Source organism: Streptomyces sp. NPDC088157, from assembly GCF_044741545.1.
Classification (GTDB): Bacteria; Actinomycetota; Actinomycetes; order Streptomycetales; family Streptomycetaceae; genus Streptomyces.
Genome location: NZ_JBIUSU010000002.1, coordinates 354,393 through 373,333, shown reverse-complemented (window position 1 = coordinate 373,333; position 18,941 = coordinate 354,393). Strand labels below are relative to the sequence as shown.

The window sequence follows — 18,941 nt, the reverse complement described above, 5'->3', positions numbered from 1 at the left end:
AGCACTCCCCCGTGGCTCGGCCGCCCGGTCCTTTTTCATGTCGCCTTCCCCAGGGTCTCGTCGGCCGCGCGCGCCAGCCACTGGCGTGCGTTGCCGAAGGCGAAGCCGAGGCGGGTGGCGCGGGTGTTGTCCATGCCGTAGAAGCGACGGAAGGACAGCGGGGACACCTCGCCGATGTCGGCCTCCCGGAACTCCGCCCGGCCGTCGGGAACGTGCGCCGCCACCGCCTCGCACAGGTCGTGCGTGGTCAGCGTGGCGTGCGAGGCCGCGTTGACCGGTCCGGTGAAGTCCTGGCCCACCGTCCAGAAGAGGAAGTCGGCGATCTCCTCGACGTGGATGTACGTCGCCGGGTGGTTCACCGTCGGCACGGTGACCGGCTCACCCGCGCGGATGCGGGAGGCGTAGTGCTCCAGCCGTCCGGTGAAGTCGTCGGCCCCGCCCAGCACATGGGCGACGCGGACGGCCACGTGGGCGAAGGCCGGTTCCGCCGCGAATACCGCCTCTGCCTGCCGCTTGCCCTCGCCGTAGTGGGAGCCGAGGAACTCCGGCTCGTCCCAGGGGAGTCCGAGATCCACCTGCACGCCCAGCGGATCGACGTCCTCCTCCCGCACCAGGGCGATGGAGTCCTCGTACTCGTACACCTCGACCGTCGACGTCAGCACGTAGCGCCGGGTGCGGCCGGCGAACACCCGGCGGGCGATCGCCGCCTGGCGCGGGGTGTAGCAGACCTGGTCGACGACGACGTCGAAGGAACGCGCACCGAGCGCCGTGTTCAGCGCGTTCTCGTCGTCGCGGTCGGCGATCAGGTGGACCGCGCCCGGCGGCGGCGCCGACGAACCGCGATTCAGTACCGTCACCCGGTCCCCGGCGGCCAGCAGCCGGGCGATCAGCCGCTTGCCGAAATAGCGGTTTCCGCCGATCACCAGTACCTCACGGACGTTCCCCTCACGGACGTTCCCCTCGCGGGCCCTTCCGTCGCGGGTCCTTCCCTCCGGGGTCTTTTCCTCCTGCGCCTTTTCCATGACCATGATTCTCCCGGGGTGGCAGCGCGTACTGAAGGGGTAACCATGGGAGTTCCGGCCGTCGTACCGAAAGAACCTCGGCATTCGCGGGCCGCCGCCGACGAAACGTCGGTGGCCTTCGACGCGCTGGACCGGGAGATCCTGGAACTGCTCCAGACCGACGGCCGGATCAAGCTCAGCGAGCTGGGCCGCAGGGTGCGGCTGAGTCCCGCGGCGGTGACGGAGCGGGTGCGGCGGCTGGAGGCGGCGGGGGTCATCAGGGGCTATGGCGCCCACGTCAGTCCGGCCCGGCTCGGCTACGGCATCCAGGCGTTCATCCGGGTCGACCCGCACGGCGGTTACAACCTGCGCCACCCCAGGACCCTGGAGCTGATCGAGCGACCCGAGATCACCGAGGTGCACCACGTGGTGGGCGAGGACTGCTGGATCCTCAAGGTCGCCGTCCGGGACACCGTCCACCTGGAGGACGTCCTCGAGGCGGTCTCCGCCCTGGGCCGCACGACGACGTCGATCGTGCTCACCTCTCCGGTCGAACGGAAGCCGCTCTTGCCTTGACGTGGGCGTCAAGCCTTACGTTCGTAGGCATGCGCATCGGCGAGCTGGCGGCACGGGCCGGGACCACCACCCGGACGCTGCGGTACTACGAGTCGCGCGGGCTGCTGCCCGCGCGGCGCGGGGACAACGGGTACCGGACGTACGACGAGGGCGATCTGCGGCTGCTGCGGCAGATCAGGACCCTCCAGGACTTCGGGTTCGACCTGGAGGAGACCCGGCCCTTCGTGGAGTGTCTGCGGGCCGGGCACCCGGAGGGCGACTCGTGCCCGGCGTCGCTCGCGGTCTACCGGCGCAAGCTGGACGAGCTGGACGCGCTCATCGGGGAGCTGCGGGCGGTGCGGGAGACGGTCGCCGGGCAACTCGTGCGGGCCGAGCTGGCGCGGGACGAGCTGGATGCCGAGGCGCGGGTTCCGGGGGGTCCGGAGCCCGAGTGCGAACTGGGAGGGCAGGAACGGTGATCAAGGCGGACGGGGTGGCCGAGGTGACGGACGCGGACTTCGGGACGGAGGTGCTCGGGGCGGACCTGCCGGTGCTGGTGGAGTTCACGGCGGACTGGTGTCCGCCGTGCCGGCAGATGGGGCCGGTGCTCACCGCGCTCGCCGCGGAGGAGGGCGCGCGACTGAAGGTGGTGCAGCTGGACGTGGACACCAACCCGGAGACCACCCATGCGTACCGGGTGCTGTCGATGCCGACGTTCATGGTGTTCCGGGCCGGTGAGCCCGTGAAGTCGATGGTGGGCGCCCGGCCGAAGCGCCGGCTCCTCGCGGAGCTGGACGAGGTCCTGCCGGCCCGGACACCGTGAGCGCGTCGACCGACCTGGCGTAATACGAAGAAATCCCCCGGGCAATTGCGTCCGGGGGATTTCTCTGCGTATATTTGATGGTTCGCGACTTCCAATGGATCCAGTCGCAAAGAGGCTCAGTGACCATAGTATATGCGGGCGGGAGTGGAATTGTCAAACGCCGACTTTCCGGATAATGAATTGCGCTGCGAGCAGGAATTCATCGACGGCCTGTACGCGCGCGTGGACGCGCTGCGCGGCGACACCGAGGGCTCCGTCACGGACGCGCTCGCCCAGGGCAACACGCCCATGCAGGCCCGGCTCGAGCGGGACATCCTCGTCGCCGAACGCTCCGGGCTGCTCACCGCGCTGAACGCGGTGGACGGCTCCCTCTGCTTCGGCCGCATCGACCTCACCTCCGGCACCGACCACCACATCGGCCGCATCGGCCTGCGCGCCGAGGACGCCGAGCGCACCCCGATCCTCATCGACTGGCGCGCCGACGTCGCCCGCCCCTTCTATCTGGCCACCGGCCACACCCCGATGGGGTTGCGCAGGCGCCGGCACCTCACCACCGAGGGCCGCAGGGTCACCGCCCTGCACGACGAGATCCTCGACATCGGCGACACCACCCGCACCGGCCACGAGGATCCCACCGGCGACGCCGTACTGCTCGCCGCGCTGAACTCGGCACGCACCGGCCGCATGAACGACATCGTGCAGACCATCCAGGCCGAGCAGGACGAGATCATCCGGGCGCCCCACCGCGGGGTGCTGGTGGTCGAGGGCGGCCCCGGCACCGGCAAGACGGCCGTCGCCCTGCACCGCGCCGCCTATCTCCTGTACGAACACCGGGAGCTGCTCGCCAAGCGGGCCGTCCTGATCGTCGGCCCCAACCCCGCCTTCGTCGGCTACATCGGCGAGGTGCTGCCCTCGCTGGGCGAGACGGGCGTGCTGCTGGCGACGGTCGGCGAACTCTTCCCCGGCGTGAAGGCGACGGCGGCCGACACCCGCGAGGCGGCGGCCGTGAAGGGCCGGGCCGACATGGCGGACGTGCTCGCCGAGGTCGTACGCGACTGGCAGGCGCTGCCCGATCCGGTGATCGCGATCGGGCACGACCGCGAGATCCTGATGCTGGACGACGGCCTGGTCAACATGGCCCGCGAGCGCACCCGCGCCGCGAAGCTGCCGCACAACGCGGCCCGCGAGCACTTCGAGGGCCACATCCTCAACACGCTCACCGACATGGTCGCCGAACGCATCGGCACCGACCCCTACGACGGATCGAACCTCCTCGACCCGAGCGACATCACCCAGATCCGCGACGAGCTCGCCGACAACCCCGAGGTCTGGGCCGCCATCGACCAGCTGTGGCCGCGGCTCACCCCGCAGCGCCTGGTCGCCGACTTCCTCGCCGACCCCGTGGGGTACCTCTCCGACGACGACGCGGCCGCCATCCGCCGCCCGGTGACCCGGGCCTGGACCGTGGCGGACGTACCGCTGCTCGACGAGGCGGCCGAACTGCTCGGCGAGGACGACCGGGTGGCACGGGCCCGCGCGGAGCGCGAACGGGAGACCCAGGTCGCCTACGCACAGGGCGTCCTGGACGTCTCGTACGCCTCCCGCACCTACGAGTTCGAGGACAAGCACGAGGAGGACTCCGAGGTCCTGTCCGCGCACGACATCATCGACGCCGAACGCTTCGCCGAACGCCACGAGGAGGACGACCACCGCAGCGCCGCCGAACGCGCGGCCGCCGACCGCACCTGGGCGTTCGGGCACATCATCGTCGACGAGGCGCAGGAGCTGTCGCCGATGGCGTGGCGGCTGCTGATGCGGCGCAGCCCGACCCGCTCGATGACCCTGGTCGGCGACCCGGCGCAGACCGCGGAGGCGGCGGGCGTCGGCTCCTGGGACAGGATCCTCCAGCCGTACGTCGAGAACCGCTGGGAGCACACCCGCCTCGGCGTCAACTACCGCACCCCGGCCGAGATCATGGACGTGGCCGCGGCGGTGGTCCGCGCGGAGCATCCCGGCTTCGAGCCGCCGAGTTCGGTGCGGTCGACCGGCGTACGCCCGTGGGCGCGCGCCGCCGACGACCTCCCCGGCGCGGTCGCCGAGGCCGTCGGCGAGCTGACCCCCGCAGAGGGCCGTCTCGCCGTCATCGCCCCGCGCGACCTGCACCGGAAGCTGGCGGCCCGGCTCGACGGGGTGACGGCGGACGCCGAGCCGGACCTCACCCGGAGCGTCGTACTGCTCGACCCGCGCCAGTCCAAGGGCCTGGAGTTCGACTCCGTGCTGGTGGTGGAGCCGGCCCGGTACGGAACGAGCGACCTGTACGTGGCGCTGACCCGGGCGACCCAGCGGCTGGGGGTGCTGCACAGCAGGCCGCTGCCGAAGGCGCTGGCCGCGGCCTTCGAAGGGGCCCCGGCACCACACCGGATCGCCGACGCGTGACGGGCCGTGCCGCGATCACCGCGGGCGCACGGCCGGTGCGGTGAGCGTGCGCGGCAGGGAAGCCGTCCCGCACGCCATCGCACCGGCCGACGGCCTCGCCCCGGGAACCGGGGCGAGGCTCAGGCGGGCCGCAGCCACACCGTCGACAGCGGGGGCAGCGTCAGCCGGACGCTCGCCGGCCTGCCGTGCAGGCCCTGCGGCTCCGGCTTGACCGGGTCGGGATGGGCGACGCCGCTGCCGCCGTACGCGGCCGCGTCGGTGTTGAGGACCTCGTGCCAGGCCGGGACGTCGTCGGGTATGCCGAGACCGTAGTCGTGGCGGACGACGGGGGAGAGGTTGGAGACGGACAGCAGCGGGGAGCCCCCGGCGTCGTAGCGCAGGAAGGCGAAGACGTTGTCCTCGGCCGCGTCCCCGACCACCCACTGGAAACCGGCGGGGTCGGTGTCCTGCTGCCAGAGGGCCGGCGCCGCCCGGTAGACGGTGTTGAGGTCGCGGACCAGGTCCCTGACACCCCGGTGGTCGGCCTCGGCGCCGTACGCCGGATCCAGCAGCCACCAGTCGGGACCGTGCGCCTCGGACCACTCCGCGCCCTGGGCGAACTCCTGGCCCATGAAGAGGAGCTGCTTGCCCGGGTGGGCCCACATGTACGCCAGGTACGCCCGCAGACCGGCGCGCTGCTGCCACCAGTCGCCGGGCATCTTCGACACCAGCGAGCGCTTCCCGTGGACCACCTCGTCGTGCGAGATGGGCAGCACGTAGTTCTCGCTGTAGGCGTACACCATCGAGAAGGTCATCTCGTGGTGGTGGAACCTGCGGTGCACCGGCTCGTGGCTCATGTACTCCAGCGAGTCGTGCATCCAGCCCATGTTCCACTTCAGCCCGAATCCGAGCCCGCCGAAGCCGCTCGGACCCGAGTGGTGCGTGGCCCGCGTGACCCCGTCCCAGGCCGTGGACTCCTCCGCGATCGTGACCACCCCGGGGCTGCGGCGGTAGACCGTCGCGTTCATCTCCTGGAGGAACGCCACCGCGTCCAGGTTCTCCCGGCCCCCGTGCTCGTTCGGGGTCCACTGGCCCGGCTCGCGCGAGTAGTCGAGGTAGAGCATCGAGGCGACGGCGTCCACCCGCAGGCCGTCGATGTGGAATTCCTCGCACCAGTAGGTGGCATTGGCCACCAGGAAGTTGCGCACCTCGCGCCGCCCGAAGTCGAACTCGAGCGTCCCCCAGTCGGGGTGCGCGGCCCGCAACGGGTCCTCGTGCTCGTACAGCGGACGGCCGTCGAATTCGGCGAGGGCCCACTCGTCGCGCGGGAAGTGCGCCGGCACCCAGTCCATCAGGACGCCGATGCCGGCCCGGTGCAGCGCGTCCACCAGGTACTTGAAGTCGTCGGGTGTGCCGAGCCGGGCCGTGGGCGCGTAGAACCCGGTGACCTGGTAACCCCACGAGCCGCCGAAGGGATGTTCGGCGACCGGCATCAGCTCGACGTGCGTGAAGCCCAGGTCCCCGACGTACGCGGGCAGCTGCTCGGCGAGCTGCCGGTAGGTGAGCCCCGGCCGCCAGGACGGCAGATGGAGCTCGTACACGGAGAACGGAGCCTCGTGGACGGGTATCTCGGCCCGCCGGGCCAGCCACTCCTCGTCGCCCCACTCGTAGTGCGAGGCGTGCACGATCGACGAGGTCGCCGGCGGGACCTCCGTACGCCTGGCCAGCGGGTCGGCGCGCAGGGTGTGCGAGCCGTCGGGGCGGGTGATGTCGAACTTGTACAGCTCGCCCTCGCCGACCCCGGGGACGAACAGCTCCCATATCCCGGAGGAGCCGAGCGACCGCATCGGGTACCCCGTGGCGTCCCAGAAGTTGAAGGTGCCGGCCAGCCGCACCCCGCGCGCGTTCGGCGCCCACACGGAGAAGGCGGTGCCGGGCACGCCCTGGTGGGTCCTCGGGTGCGCGCCCAGCACCGTCCACAACTGCTCGTGCCGGCCCTCGCCGATCAGGTGCAGGTCCAGGTCACCCAGCGTGGGCGGGAAACGGTAGGCGTCCTCGGTCTCCACGGTCGTGCTCTCGTAGGTCACGAGCAGCCGGTGGACCGGGACCTCCGTCAGGGGCAGCAGGGCGGAGAAGAAGCCGTCGCCGTCGTCGTGGAGCTCGGCGCGCAGGTCCCCCGCCAGTACCGTGACGGACCGCGCGTAGGGGCGCAGCGCCCGGAAGACGACTCCGCCGGGCACCGGATGCGCGCCGAGCACGGAGTGCGGGTCGTGATGGGTGCCGTTCAGCAGCCGTTCCCGGTCGACGGGGTCGGGAGCGGGATCGACCGCCGCCCCGGGGGCGGTGCCGGCGGTGTCCACGGGGGGTTCCTCGGGCTTCTTCGCGGCGACCTCCTCGGCTGCCGCTGCCGCTGCCGCTGCCGCCGCCGCTGTCTCCTCGGCCATGACCTTCTTGCCCGCCGCCTTCGCCTTCTTGCCCATCGTTTTCCTGCTCGCCGCCTTCTGGGCCGCCGCCTTCTCGGTCACTGCTTTCTTCGCGGTGGCCTTCTTCTTCGGGGGAGTCACGTACGGAGCCTCCTCAAGGCAGGTCGGGTGCGGCGAGGCGGTGTATCGCGGACAGCGGTACGGGGAGCCAGTCGGGTCGGTGCCGGGCTTCGTAGACGACCTCGTAGACCGCCTTGTCCGTCTCGTGGGCCCGCAGCAGCACGGGGTCGGTGCGCGGGTCCACGCCGGCCACCTCGGCGTACCCGGAACAGTAGGCCGCCCGGCAGGCATGTGCCCAGAGCGGAGCCGACGGATCCGCGGAGTGGGCGGCGTAGTCGAAGGAACGCAGCATGCCCGCCACGTCCCGCACGGTCGGCTGGGGCATCCGCCGCTCGGCCAGCGGCCTGGCGGGCTCCCCCTCGAAGTCGATCAGCGCCCACTCCCCGGAGGACGAGCGCAGGCACTGCCCCAGGTGCAGATCACCATGGACGCGCTGGGCGGTCCAGGTGTGGCCCTCGGCCGCCAGGTCGGCCAGCGCGGTGAAGGCCGTGCGCAGCGCCGGCGCGTAGGGGCGCAGGGCGGGCACCGCCTGCGCGGCCGCGTCGAGCCGCTCGGTCATGCCGGCCGCCATCGGCCGTATCTGTGCCTGGCCCAGCGTCGCCGTGGGCAGCGCCCGGGCCAGCGCCCCGTGCACCTCGGCGGTGGCCCGCCCCAGCGCGCGCGCCTCGGCGACGAAGTCCTCGCCCTTGGCCAGCTCCCGCAGCGCCAGCTCCCAGCCGTCCGCCGCGCCCTGCACATACGGCTGGAGCACGGCCAGGACGTACGGCTCGCTCTCGCCCTCACCCGGGTCCCCGTATATCCACGCGGTCGGCGCGGGCACCCGGGGGCAGCCCTCGCGGGCCAGCGCCAGCGGCAGCTCCAGATCGGGGTTGACGCCCGGCACGACCCGGCGCAACAGCTTCAGAATGAACGTATCTCCATAGACGACGGACGAGTTCGACTGCTCGCCCGTCAGCCGGCGCGGGACCAGCCCCGACCGGATCTCCTGCTCCGGGTCCCGTTCGCAGCGCAGCCCGCCGATCCGGGCCCCGGTGCGCAGGGCCTCCAGCAGCACCTCGGCGGGCCGGGTGTCGTACAGGGCGTCGAAGACGGTCCGCCCGGTCAGCGGCCCCTGCGTCACGTGTCCGATCAGCGCGGGCGCCAGCCGGGGCGGGAGGGCCTCACGGACGCCGATCAGCAGCTGGTAGCAGTCACCGGGCGCCGCCGACTGATGGGTGCGCACCAGCAGGTGGTACAGCCCCAGCCGGGTGCCGACCGGCAGCAGCTCGGTGGCCGAGACCAGGGAGAAGCCGGTGATCGGACGTCCCTTGCCCGCGAACCAGCGCTGCCGTGGCAGCCACTCCCGCAGCAGGGGGTCCAGCGATGCGAGAAGGCCGGGGTCCGTCCGGCCGGAAACTGTGACAGTCGCCGCCATAAGTGTCACATTCCTTTCCCCGGGGGGTCGGGGTCGGGGCGTTACTGATGCGTGCCCCGGGCGGCGCGGAGGAAACCGCCCCGCCCGGGGTTCGAGGGCTCGTCCGACGGATCGCCGGACGAGCCCTAGGCCGCGTCCTTGCGCAGTCTGAACCAGTAGAAACCGTGACCCGCCATGGTCAGCAGGTACGGCAGGTCACCGACCGCCGGGAAGCGCACCCCGCCGAACAGCTCCACCGGATACCGCCCCTTGAACTGGCTGAGGTCGAGTTCGGTGGGCTGCGCGAACCGCGAGAAGTTGTGCACGCACAGCACCAGGTCGTCCCCTCCGTCGGCCGTGAGGGGGGCTTCGCGCAGGAAGGCGAGGACGGCCGGGTTGGAGGACTGGAGCTCGGTGTAGGTGCCGAGGCCGAAGGCGGGGTTCTGCTTGCGGATCTCGATCATCCGGCGGGTCCAGTGCAGCAGCGACGAGGGCGACGACATCGACGCCTCGACGTTGGTGACCTGGTACCCGTAGACGGGGTCCATGATGGTCGGAAGGACCAGCCGCCCGGGGTCACAGGAAGAAAATCCTGCGTTGCGATCGGGTGTCCACTGCATGGGGGTGCGGACGGCGTCGCGGTCGCCGAGCCAGATGTTGTCGCCCATGCCGATCTCGTCGCCGTAGTAGAGGATCGGCGAGCCGGGGAGGGAGAGCAGCAGGGCGGTGAAGAGTTCGATCTGGTTGCGGTCGTTGTCCAGGAGGGGTGCGAGGCGGCGGCGGATGCCGATGTTGGCGCGCATACGCGGGTCTTTCGCGTATTCCGCGTACATGTAGTCGCGTTCCTCGTCGGTGACCATTTCGAGGGTGAGCTCGTCGTGGTTGCGCAGGAAGATTCCCCATTGGCAGCGGGAGGGGATCGCGGGGGTCTTGGCGAGGATCTCGGAGACGGGATAGCGGGATTCCCGGCGGACGGCCATGAAGATGCGGGGCATGACGGGGAAGTGGAATGCCATGTGGCATTCGTCGCCGCCGGAGGCGTAGTCGCCGAAGTAGTCGACGACGTCCTCGGGCCACTGGTTGGCCTCGGCCAGGATCACCGTGTCCGGATATTGCGCGTCGATCTCCTTGCGCACCCGTTTGAGGAATTCATGGGTGGCGGGGAGGTTCTCGCAGTTCGTGCCCTCCTCGGCGTACAGGTAGGGCACGGCGTCGAGGCGGAAGCCGTCGATGCCCAGGTCCAACCAGAACCGCAGCGCGGAGATCATCTCCTCCTGCACGGCCGGGTTCTCGTAGTTGAGGTCCGGCTGGTGGGAGAAGAAGCGGTGGAAGAAGTACTGCTTGCGGACGGGGTCGAAGGTCCAGTTGGAGACTTCGCTGTCGACGAAGATGATACGGGCGTCGGCGTACTGTTTGTCGTCGTCCGCCCACATGTAGTAGTCGCCGTAGGGTCCGTCGGGGTCTTTTCTCGATTCCTGGAACCACGGGTGCTGGTCGCTGGTGTGGTTCATCACGAAGTCGATGATGACGCGCATGCCGCGTTGGTGGGCGGCGTCGACGAATTCCACGAAGTCGGCGAGGTCGCCGAATTCCGGGAGGACGGCGGTGTAGTCGGACACGTCGTATCCGCCGTCGCGCAGGGGTGATTTGAAGAAGGGCGGCAGCCAGAGGCAGTCGACTCCGAGCCATTGCAGGTAGTCGAGTTTGGCGGTGATGCCCTTGAGGTCGCCGACGCCGTCGCCGTTGCTGTCCTGGAAGGAGCGGACGAGGACCTCGTAGAACACGGCGCGTTTGAACCACTCGGGGTCGCGGTCCTTGGCGGGAGTGTCCTCGAAGGTGTCCGGAACGGGCTCGTTGACGATCATGTTGTGGGTGACCCTCCGATCTGCGGGTAGGACGGTCGCAGGACGGTGAGTACGTGCGCGGGCCGGGTGCCCGGTTCGAGGCGCACGTAATTGGCCCTGCCCCAGTGGTAGGTCTCGCCGGTGAGCTCGTCGCGCACCGGCACCGACTCGTGCCAGTCCAGGCCGAGTTGCGGCATGTCCAACGACACCGTCGCCTCCTGGGTGTGGTGGGGGTCGAGGTTGACGACCACCAGAACCGTGTTCGAACCGCTCTTCTCCGCGCTCCTCTTCGAGTAGGCGATCACCGCTTCCTTGTCGGTGGGATGGAAGTGCAGATCGCGCAGTTGGCGCAGGGCCGGGTTCGCCCGCCGGATCTCGTTCAGCTTGGTGAGGAGGGGGGCGAGGCTGCGCCCCTCCCGTTCGGCGGCCTCCCAGTCACGGGGCCTGAGCTGGTACTTCTCCGAGTCGAGGTACTCCTCGCCGCCCTCCTTGAGCGCCACGTTCTCGCAGAGTTCGTAGCCGCTGTAGACGCCCCAGGTGGGGGAGAGGGTCGCGGCGAGGACGGCGCGGATCTCGAAGGCGGGGCGGCCGCCGTGCTGCAGGAAGCCGGGCAGGATGTCGGGGGTGTTGGCGAAGAAGTTGGGCCGCATGTAGGAGGCGGCGTCCCCCGAGAGTTCGGTGAGGTACTCCGTCAGTTCCTGCTTGGTGTCGCGCCAGGTGAAGTAGGTGTAGGACTGCTGGAAGCCGATCTGGCCGAGCGTGTGCATCATCGCGGGCCGGGTGAATGCCTCGGCGAGGAAGATCACGTCGGGGTCGGTGCGGTTGATCTCCGCGATGACCCGCTCCCAGAAGACGACCGGCTTGGTGTGCGGGTTGTCGACCCGGAAGATCCGCACCCCGTACGACATCCAGTGCCGCAGCACCCGCACCGTCTCCGCGACCAGACCGTCCAGGTCGGCGTCGAAGGCGATCGGATAGATGTCCTGGTACTTCTTCGGCGGGTTCTCGGCGTAGGCGATGGTGCCGTCGGGCCGGTGGTGGAACCACTCGGGGTGTTTCTGCACCCAGGGGTGGTCGGGGGAGCACTGGAGGGCGAAGTCGAGGGCGATCTCCAGGCCGAGTTCACCGGCGCGCTGCACGAACCGGGCGAAGTCCTCGATGGTCCCCAGGTCGGGGTGGACGGCGTCGTGGCCGCCTTCCGGCGAGCCGATCGCCCAGGGCACGCCGACGTCGTCGGGGCCGGGGTCGAGGGTGTTGTTGCGGCCCTTGCGGAAGGTCGTGCCGATGGGGTGGATCGGCGGGAGGTAGACGACGTCGAAGCCCATCCGGGCGATGGCGGGGAGTCTGCGCGCGGCGGTGCGGAACGTGCCGTGCGGGCGTTCGGCGGTGCCCTCGGAGCGGGGGAAGAACTCGTACCAGGCGCCGTACAGGGCACGTTCGCGCTCGACGAGCAGCGGCAGCGGTTCGGAGGCGGTGACCAGGTCCCGCAGCGGATACCGGCCGAGGACGGCGTCGACCTCCGGGGTCAGGGCCGCCGCCAGCCGGGAGACGGCCGGGCGGGTCTCGTCGCGCAGCGCACCGGCCGCCGTCAGCACCACGGTGCGATCCGGTTCCGCCGGCACTCCGGCGGCCGCCCGTTCGTACAGACGTGCGCCCTCTTCGAGGACCAGCTCCGTGTCCATCCCCGCGGGGATCTTGATGCGGGCGTGGTGCCGCCAGGTGGCGACCGGGTCGCTCCAGGCCTCCACGGTGTAGGTCCAGCGGCCCGTCGCGTCCGGCGTGACGTCCGCGCCCCAGCGGTCGGTGCCGGGGGCGAGTTCACGCATCGGCGTCCACGGTCCGGGCCTGCCCTCCGGATCCCGCAGGACCACGTTGGCGGCCACGGCGTCGTGCCCTTCCCGGAACACGGTCGCCGAGACCTCGAACGTCTCACCGGTGACCGCCTTCGCCGGCCGGCGGCCCTGCTGGACGAGCGGGCGGACGTCGAGGACGGGTATGCGCCCCACGGCGGTGGCGTCGCCGCCCCGGGAGGATCGCTCCGGGGCAGGCGGCTCGGAGGCGGGCGCGAGCACCGGTACGGGCGTGGTCTTCTCGGAGTCGCGGACGCTCCCGGAGCTTTCGGTGCTCTCCGGACTCTCGCGTGTTTCCGGGCCCTGGGTCTTCTCGGCGCTCTTGCCGCCCTTGCCGCTCTTGCTGTTCTTGCTGCGAGGCGTCGGGGGTGATGACGGGTGGTGCCTTGCTGGCATGACCGCTCCTGTCCGCATCAACGGGGGGTAGGCGGATGGATGTGGTGGGGAGGGGGTCCTGCGGGGGAGTACCGGAGGAGCCTTCCACCCTATTCGGGTGAGCAATCCGGCGCTTTGTTAACTACTCGCTCCAAAATCTGCGCACCAGACCGGCCCCGTTCGAGGGGAACGGAGCCGGCCGCGGAGTTCCGTTACCTGAACGGGGGGACCTGGAGGAGTTTGTTCGGCGAGCCGGGCCCCCGGCCGGAGACCTTGCCGTTCGCCGCCCCCGCGACCAGCGCCCGCGCGACCTGCGCGGGCGTCGCCCTCGGGTGGTCGGCGAGGTGGAGCGCGGCCGCGCCCGCCGCGTGCGGCGCCGCCATCGACGTACCGGAGTAGGTCGCCCGGCCGGTGTCGCTCCGGTACGAGGCGGAGGTGATCGACACGCCCGGCGCGAACAGGTCGAGGGCCGAACCGTGGTTGGAGAAGCCCGCCCTGGCGTCCCCCCGGTCGGTGGCGCCGACCGTGACGGCCTCCCGCACGTCGGCGGGTGAGTGCAGAGCGGCCGGCTGTCCCACGTTGCCCGCGGCGACGGTGTAGGTGACGCCGGATTCGATGGAGGTGCGGACGGCCGCGTCCAGCGCCGGGTTGTAGCCGCCGCCCAGGCTGAGATTGGCGACCGCGGGCCTGTGCGCGTGCCGGGTGACCCACTCGATGCCCGCGATGGCCTGCGCGGTGGTGCCCGCACCGGCATTGTCGAGCACCCGTACCGCCACCACCCTCGCCTTCCCGGCGACGCCGAGAGTGGTGCCCGCGACGGTGCCCGCGACGTGCGTGCCGTGGCCGTTTCCGTCGGCGGCGACGCGGTCACCGCCCACGAAGTCCCACCCGTAGGACGCCCGGCCGCCGAAGTCGGCGTGCGTGATCCGGATGCCGGTGTCGATCACGTACACCGTGACCCCGGCACCCGCCGACTTCGGCCAGTGGTAGCGGTGGTCCAGCGGGCGGCCCGGCTGGTCGACGCGGTCCAGCCCCCAGGACGGCGGATTCCTCGCGCCACCCGCCGCGTCCAGCGTCACCCGGGTGTCCTGGACGACCGAGACCACGCGCGGGTCGGCCGCGAGCCGCCGGGCCCGTCTCTCGTCGGCCTCGACGGCGTACCCGTTGAGGACCGTGCCATAGGTCCGGACGATGGTCGCCCCATAGGAACCGACGAGGCCGCGCCCGGCCTCCGACGACGCCTGGACGCCCCCCTTCAGCGTCACGAGGTAACTTCCGCCGACGGAACCGGGCTGACCGGCGCCGAGTATCTTCCCCTCCGGTGCGGCGTGCGCGGGCAGGGTGACGGCCGCAAGGACCGCGGTCGTGACGACCGCGGTCAGACCCCCCACCCGACGCAGACGCCGTGTGCGCGTCCGTGCCATGGTTCGAGTTCCCCTCCCTCGACTCGGCGCATGACGGCTTCACCGGCTTCCGCGACTTTCTCCGGCCCCGCCGAGTACGCCACTGGGCAGCCTCTCGTGCGGGCCGAACGGCCACAAGGTGGCCTACGGGGCGAATCAGGGTTTCGGCCCGTTGTCGCGGATCCGTCCGAAAAGCGTGGGTCCGGGGGCGGCCAGCCCTCAGCGGGCCCCGCGCCGACGCCGGTACCTTCGTAGACGACGTGGACGCACACCGCCGTGCGTCTCTTCCTCACGCACGCCGAGGTGGAATGTGAAGGCGATCCGTCGATTCACCGTCCGGCCCCTCCTCCCCGAACCCCTCCGGCCACTCAGCGACCTGGCGCGCAACCTGCGCTGGTCCTGGCACGCGGAGACCCGCGACCTCTTCCAGTCCGTCGACCCCGAGCGCTGGGCCCTCTCGGACGGCGACCCGGTGAGACTTCTCGGCGGCCTGCGCGCGACGCGCCTCGCCGAGCTCGCCGAGGACCGGCGTTTCCTGCGCAGGCTGAGTGCCGCCGCCGACGACCTGCACGACTACGTGACCGGCGACCGCTGGTACCAGGCGCAGCCCCGCTCCGCGGGACTGCCCGCCGCCGTCGCCTACTTCTCACCCGAGTTCGGCGTCACGGCCGCGCTGCCCCAGTACTCCGGCGGCCTCGGCATCCTCGCCGGAGACCACCTGAAGGCGGCCAGTGACCTGGGCGTTCCGCTGATCGGCGTGGGACTGCTCTACCGGCACGGCTACTTCCGCCAGTCGCTCTCCCGGGACGGCTGGCAGCAGGAGCACTACCCCGTCCTCGACCCCCACGAGCTGCCGGTGACCCTCCTGAGGGAGGACGACGGCACCCCCGCGCAGATCTCCCTCGCCCTCCCCGCCGGCAAACAGCTGCACGCCCGGGTCTGGCTGGCCCAGGTCGGCCGGGTCCCGCTCCTCATGCTGGACTCGGACGTCGAGGAGAACGATTTCGGCGAACGCGGGGTGACCGACCGGCTCTACGGCGGCGGCAGCGAGCACCGGCTGCTCCAGGAAATGCTGCTGGGCATAGGAGGTGTCCGCGCGGTACGCACCTACTGCCGTCTGACCGGCCACGCCCCGCCCGAGGTCTTCCACACCAACGAGGGGCACGCCGGCTTCCTCGGCCTGGAGCGGATCGCCGAACTCGCCGACGCGGGGCTGGACTTCGACTCCGCGCTCGAAGCCGTCCGGGCCGGCACGGTGTTCACCACCCACACCCCCGTCCCGGCCGGCATCGACCGCTTCGACCGAGAGCTGGTCGCCCGCCACTTCGGGCCCCAGGCCGAGCTCCCGCGCATGGACGTCGACCGCATCCTGCGGCTGGGCATGGAGACGTACCCGGGCGGCGAGCCGAACCTCTTCAACATGGCCGTGATGGGCCTGCGGCTGGCGCAGCGCGCGAACGGCGTGTCGCTGCTGCACGGCCAGGTGAGCAGGGGGATGTTCTCCGGCCTGTGGCCCGGCTTCGACCCGGACGAGGTGCCGATCACCTCCGTCACCAACGGTGTGCACGCCCCCACCTGGGTGGCCCCGGAGGTCCTGCGCCTGGGCGCCCGCCAGATCGGCACCGAGCGCACCGAGGACGCCCTGAGCGTCGGCGGCTCCGACCGCTGGGACGCCGTCGCCGACATCCCCGACCAGGACATCTGGGAGCTGCGCCGCGATCTGCGCGAGCAACTGGTGGTGGAGGTGCGCAAGCGGCTGCGGGCGTCCTGGCGCCAACGCGGCGCGGGGACGGCGGAGCTGGGCTGGATCGACGGCGTCCTGGACCCTGACGTCCTCACCATCGGCTTCGCGCGCCGGGTCCCCTCGTACAAACGCCTGACGCTGATGCTGAGGGACCGGGACCGGCTGATGGACCTGCTGCTGCACGCGGAGCGGCCGATCCAGATCGTCGTCGCGGGCAAGGCGCACCCGGCGGACGACGGCGGGAAGCGGCTGGTCCAGGAACTGGTCCGGTTCACCGACGACCCGCGCGTCCGGCACCGGATCGTCTTCCTGCCCGACTACGGCATGGCCATGGCGCAGAAGCTGTACCCGGGATGCGACATCTGGCTCAACAACCCGCTGCGGCCCCTGGAGGCCTGCGGCACGTCCGGCATGAAGGCGGCGCTCAACGGCTGCCTCAACCTCTCCGTCCTGGACGGCTGGTGGGACGAGTGGTTCCAGCCCGACTTCGGCTGGGCGATCCCCACCGCCGACGGCGCCGGCACCGACCCGGACCACCGCGACGACATCGAGGCGGCCGCCCTCTACGACCTCCTCGAACAGCGCATCACCCCACGCTTCTACGAGCGCGGCCAGACGGGCCTGCCCGACCGCTGGATCGAGATGGTCCGTCAGACCCTCACCCTGCTCGGACCGAAGGTGCTGGCGGGCCGCATGGTCCGCGAATACGTCGAACGGCTCTACACACCGGCCGCCCACGCGCACCGGACGATGAGCACCGACACCGCGCGCGAACTCGCCCTCTGGAAGCAGCGGGTGAGCTCGGCCTGGCACGCGGTGCGGGTCGACCACGTCGAGACGGCGGTGGCCACGACCACCGCCGAACTCGGCACGACCCTCGCGCTGCGGGTCCGCGTCGGCCTCGGCGACCTCACCCCCGACGACGTAGAGGTACAGGCCGTCTCGGGCCGGGTCGACGAGGAGGACCGCATCACGGACGCGACGAAGGTCCCGCTGAAACCGGCCGGCGGCCCGGACCTGGAGGGCCGCTGGCTCTACGAGGGCCCCCTGTCCCTGGACCGCACCGGCCCCTACGGCTACACGGTCCGCATCCTCCCGGCCCACCGACTGCTCGCCTCCGGCGCGGAGTTGGGCCTGGTGGAGGTGCCGTCCGAGGAGGCGGTCGAAGGGGCGGGGGTTCTGCTCCGCTAGCGGGTCCGCCCGGGCGCCGGCGTGGTCACGCCGGCGCCCGAGTGCTGTCACCGTGCCCGAGGAGGGCGGCATAGGGTTGCGGCGTGGTGTCCCGCACCTGGGGGACGACCGGAAACACCTGGCAGATCCGAATGCGGGACGTTACGCTTCCCCGCGATGACTACTCCTTCTGTTGACAGATCGGGGGACCCGTCCGCGCAAGGTGAGTGCTGATGCTCACTCGGATCGCGAACGAGGATTCCCGGCTTTCCCTCTGGCTGCGCGTGCGCGAGTTCGCCGTGCCGCCCTCCATGATCGAGACCGCGACCGCCCGCCGCCGTGCCGGCGACTGGGCGGGTGCGTGTGCCGCCGCGGGCATCGACGTCGATCTCGACCTGCGTGCCGTGGCGCGTGCGTACGGTCGTGAGTTCACTTCCCGACTCAGGGCCGACCTGCGTCACCTGGCGCCCGATCTGCTGCGCTGGCACCTGCCGCGGGTCGCTCCCGACGGGCTGCTGCGGGCAGGTCTGACCATCGCCCTGGCCCGGTACGAAGCCGGTGTCGCGGGGCGGGACGACACCCGCTGGCCGGTGCATCTGGTGGTGCGCACCCCGCCCGCCTGGGCGGACGCGGGCCAGCGGTTCAGCCTCACGCTGTGGGACGGCTCCCACGGTTCCCACGGCGGTCATCCGCATCCCCGTCCCAGCCGGCGTTTCCGGTTCGACCTGCACCGTCACCTGTGGGACGCGCGCAGGGCGGACGAGTTGCGGATCCGGGCCGGGGCGGCGCCGGGGGCCGGGAGCCTGCCGCGCGTCGACGGCTCTCCCCTGCCCGACGGACACGGCTGTGCCGTCGGCCGGTGGGCGGACGAGGCGGAGATCCTGCTCCGCGCGGAAGGGCGGACCGGGGGCACCGGCGCCGTACTGGTGCGGCTCGGGAGACGGCATCGGCTGCTCCTGGAGCTGACCGAGGCGGCGGCCGAGGCGGTGGCCGGCCCCGAGCCGCCCACCCGGGGGCCGGCCGTCAGGGCCGCGTACGCCGACGGTGGTTCGGGTCTTCCGGCGGCCGCCGACGCGGCGATCCGGGTGCCGCGCGAGCGGTCCGTACCGTGCGTACCATGCGTGCCGCGGATGGTGGTCAAGACCGCGTACGCCGACGGCGGTTCGGGCCTTCCGGTGTTGCCCGACGCGGCGACCTGGGTGCCGCCGGACCTGGAGTTGCTTCGCGCGGGCGCGATCGAGGCCGACCGGCTGCATCCGCTCGTCGCCTCGGCACTGGTGCCGGACCACTCGCCGTCGCCGTCGATCGGTGCGGACCGGTCCCCTTCGCCGGTCCCGTCAGCGGCACCGGTCCGGGCCGGACAGCCGCATCTGGTGGAGTGCCGGGGGGAGCCGCACCGAATCGGGCTGGTCGACGGGGTGCTGGCCGCGCTCGATCACGGCCCGGACGAGATCCGGCGCGAGGAACTGCTGGTCGCGCTGACCGGCACTCCGTTGCCCTGTCTGCAAGCCATCGACGACGCCCATCGGCGTCCCGACTGTCTCACCGGGGTGCGGGAGCGCCTGGTCCACGGGGACATCGACGGCGCGCTGGCCGTCGTCGAGGGGCTCCTCGGCCCCGCCGCGATCCTGCGCGACGGCGCGCTGCGGGACGAACTCGAGGCGGCCGCACGGCGGCGGATCACCTACGGGTTGTTCCGCGCCGGCCTGGCCGGCCCCGGCCCCGGTCGCGTCCGCCCGGGGCCCAGCCGTCCCACGAACCACCGCTCGCACCCACGCCACACGACCGTTCGCTGACCCGGGAAGCCGCCACCTCTCCTTCTCCT

The 18,941-nt window shown here is 71.5% G+C and carries 12 protein-coding genes; 6 read left to right on the top strand and 6 right to left on the bottom strand.

What is annotated here, in order from left to right; all coding sequences use genetic code 11:
* Positions 1–35 precede the first annotated feature (35 nt).
* Positions 36–1,022, bottom strand: coding sequence for an NAD-dependent epimerase/dehydratase family protein (locus ACIPFH_RS07970; protein WP_401824249.1), 987 nt, complete (start codon positions 1,020–1,022; stop codon positions 36–38).
* Positions 1,023–1,067: 45 nt separating this feature from the next.
* Between ACIPFH_RS07970 and ACIPFH_RS07965 the strand changes: the two genes are divergently transcribed.
* The 4 genes from ACIPFH_RS07965 to ACIPFH_RS07950 all read left to right on the top strand — a co-directional run bounded on the left by ACIPFH_RS07965 (position 1,068) and on the right by ACIPFH_RS07950 (position 4,815).
* The gene (locus ACIPFH_RS07965) at positions 1,068–1,577 is read left to right on the top strand and encodes an Lrp/AsnC family transcriptional regulator (RefSeq protein WP_401824248.1); all 510 of its coding nucleotides are present in this window, start codon (positions 1,068–1,070) and stop codon (positions 1,575–1,577) included.
* 29 nt (positions 1,578–1,606) lie between these two features.
* Positions 1,607–2,035, top strand: a complete 429-nt coding sequence (locus tag ACIPFH_RS07960) for a MerR family transcriptional regulator (protein WP_356265215.1) — start codon at positions 1,607–1,609, stop codon at positions 2,033–2,035.
* Positions 2,032–2,379: a thioredoxin domain-containing protein gene (locus ACIPFH_RS07955; protein ID WP_356265212.1), complete on the top strand. Its 348-nt coding sequence runs from the start codon at positions 2,032–2,034 to the stop codon at positions 2,377–2,379. The genes ACIPFH_RS07960 and ACIPFH_RS07955 overlap by 4 nt, the downstream gene beginning before the upstream one ends.
* A 132-nt stretch (positions 2,380–2,511) precedes the next feature.
* Positions 2,512–4,815, top strand: coding sequence for a HelD family protein (locus tag ACIPFH_RS07950; RefSeq protein WP_401824246.1), 2,304 nt, complete (start codon positions 2,512–2,514; stop codon positions 4,813–4,815).
* 119 nt (positions 4,816–4,934) lie between these two features.
* Here the strand turns inward: ACIPFH_RS07950 and glgB are convergent, their stop codons facing one another.
* The 5 genes from glgB to ACIPFH_RS07925 all read right to left on the bottom strand — a co-directional run bounded on the left by glgB (position 4,935) and on the right by ACIPFH_RS07925 (position 14,223).
* Positions 4,935–7,358 (bottom strand): 1,4-alpha-glucan branching enzyme, encoded by a 2,424-nt coding sequence (glgB, locus tag ACIPFH_RS07945; protein ID WP_401824244.1) that lies wholly within the window; start codon positions 7,356–7,358, stop codon positions 4,935–4,937.
* A gap of 13 nt (positions 7,359–7,371) precedes the next feature.
* On the bottom strand, positions 7,372–8,751 hold the full coding sequence (locus ACIPFH_RS07940; RefSeq protein WP_359125964.1) for a maltokinase N-terminal cap-like domain-containing protein: 1,380 nt from the start codon (positions 8,749–8,751) through the stop codon (positions 7,372–7,374).
* Between the two features lie 125 nt (positions 8,752–8,876).
* Positions 8,877–10,595: a maltose alpha-D-glucosyltransferase gene (treS, locus tag ACIPFH_RS07935; RefSeq protein WP_401824242.1), complete on the bottom strand. Its 1,719-nt coding sequence runs from the start codon at positions 10,593–10,595 to the stop codon at positions 8,877–8,879.
* Positions 10,592–12,820 carry an alpha-1,4-glucan--maltose-1-phosphate maltosyltransferase gene (locus tag ACIPFH_RS07930; RefSeq protein ID WP_401824241.1) on the bottom strand — a complete coding sequence of 743 codons (2,229 nt, stop codon included), beginning with the start codon at positions 12,818–12,820 and terminating at the stop codon, positions 10,592–10,594. Before ACIPFH_RS07930 ends, treS begins: the two co-directional genes overlap by 4 nt.
* Positions 12,821–13,011: 191 nt before the next feature.
* Positions 13,012–14,223, bottom strand: coding sequence for a S8 family peptidase (locus tag ACIPFH_RS07925; RefSeq protein WP_401824240.1), 1,212 nt, complete (start codon positions 14,221–14,223; stop codon positions 13,012–13,014).
* A gap of 289 nt (positions 14,224–14,512) precedes the next feature.
* Here ACIPFH_RS07925 and ACIPFH_RS07920 point away from each other — a divergent pair, with 289 nt between their 5' ends.
* The gene (locus tag ACIPFH_RS07920) at positions 14,513–17,137 is read left to right on the top strand and encodes a glycosyltransferase family 1 protein (protein WP_401824239.1); all 2,625 of its coding nucleotides are present in this window, start codon (positions 14,513–14,515) and stop codon (positions 17,135–17,137) included.
* Between the two features lie 212 nt (positions 17,138–17,349).
* Positions 17,350–18,912, top strand: coding sequence for a hypothetical protein (locus tag ACIPFH_RS07915; protein ID WP_401824237.1), 1,563 nt, complete (start codon positions 17,350–17,352; stop codon positions 18,910–18,912).
* The last annotated feature ends 29 nt before the right edge of the window (positions 18,913–18,941 follow it).

What these genes read in the sequence shown, in the direction of transcription:
- ACIPFH_RS07970 (WP_401824249.1), bottom strand. Translation starts at nt 1,022, where the DNA reads ATGGAAAAGGCGCAGGAGGAAAAGACCCCGGAGGGAAGGACCCGCGAC.
- ACIPFH_RS07965 (WP_401824248.1), top strand. Translation starts at nt 1,068, where the DNA reads ATGGGAGTTCCGGCCGTCGTACCGAAAGAACCTCGGCATTCGCGGGCC.
- ACIPFH_RS07960 (WP_356265215.1), top strand. Translation starts at nt 1,607, where the DNA reads ATGCGCATCGGCGAGCTGGCGGCACGGGCCGGGACCACCACCCGGACG.
- ACIPFH_RS07950 (WP_401824246.1), top strand. Translation starts at nt 2,512, where the DNA reads ATGCGGGCGGGAGTGGAATTGTCAAACGCCGACTTTCCGGATAATGAA.
- ACIPFH_RS07940 (WP_359125964.1), bottom strand. Translation starts at nt 8,751, where the DNA reads ATGGCGGCGACTGTCACAGTTTCCGGCCGGACGGACCCCGGCCTTCTC.
- treS (WP_401824242.1), bottom strand. Translation starts at nt 10,595, where the DNA reads ATGATCGTCAACGAGCCCGTTCCGGACACCTTCGAGGACACTCCCGCC.
- ACIPFH_RS07930 (WP_401824241.1), bottom strand. Translation starts at nt 12,820, where the DNA reads ATGCCAGCAAGGCACCACCCGTCATCACCCCCGACGCCTCGCAGCAAG.
- ACIPFH_RS07925 (WP_401824240.1), bottom strand. Translation starts at nt 14,223, where the DNA reads ATGGCACGGACGCGCACACGGCGTCTGCGTCGGGTGGGGGGTCTGACC.
- ACIPFH_RS07915 (WP_401824237.1), top strand. Translation starts at nt 17,350, where the DNA reads ATGCTCACTCGGATCGCGAACGAGGATTCCCGGCTTTCCCTCTGGCTG.